Source organism: Photobacterium rosenbergii (assembly GCF_033022775.1).
In the GTDB taxonomy this organism is placed as follows: domain Bacteria; phylum Pseudomonadota; class Gammaproteobacteria; order Enterobacterales; family Vibrionaceae; genus Photobacterium; species Photobacterium rosenbergii_A.
This window is the reverse complement of record NZ_JAWJZI010000049.1, coordinates 1-614: the sequence shown is the minus strand read 5'-3', so window position 1 is coordinate 614 and position 614 is coordinate 1. Positions and strand designations below refer to the sequence as shown.

The 614-nt window shown below is 52.6% G+C and carries 1 rRNA gene; it reads right to left on the bottom strand.

Going from position 1 to position 614, the window contains the following annotated elements:
* Window positions 1-614: ribosomal RNA gene (locus R2X38_RS26625) — 23S ribosomal RNA — on the bottom strand; the annotation flags it as partial.

Sequence of the window (614 nt, the reverse complement as noted above, 5' to 3'; positions counted from 1 at the left end):
CCTTCACCCGAGTTCTCTCAAGCGCCTTGGTATTCTCTACCCGACCACCTGTGTCGGTTTGGGGTACGATTCCTTACAATCTGAAGCTTAGAGGCTTTTCCTGGAAGCATGGCATCAATGACTTCACACCCGTAGGTGCTCGACGTCGTGTCTCAGCCTTAGAAAGAGCCGGATTTACCTAACTCTTCAGCCTACGCACTTGAACCTGGACAACCGTCGCCAGGCCCACCTAGCCTTCTCCGTCCCCCCATCGCAATTGTAAGAAGTACGGGAATATTAACCCGTTTCCCATCGACTACGCCTTTCGGCCTCGCCTTAGGGGTCGACTTACCCTGCCCCGATTAACGTTGGACAGGAACCCTTGGTCTTCCGGCGAGGAGGTTTTTCACCCCCTTTATCGTTACTCATGTCAGCATTCGCACTTCTGATACGTCCAGCATGCGTTACCACACACCTTCAACCGCTTACAGAACGCTCCCCTACCCAATGCACTAAAGTGCATTGCCGCAGCTTCGGTTTACTACTTAGCCCCGTTACATCTTCCGCGCAGGCCGACTCGACCAGTGAGCTATTACGCTTTCTTTAAATGATGGCTGCTTCTAAGCCAACATCCT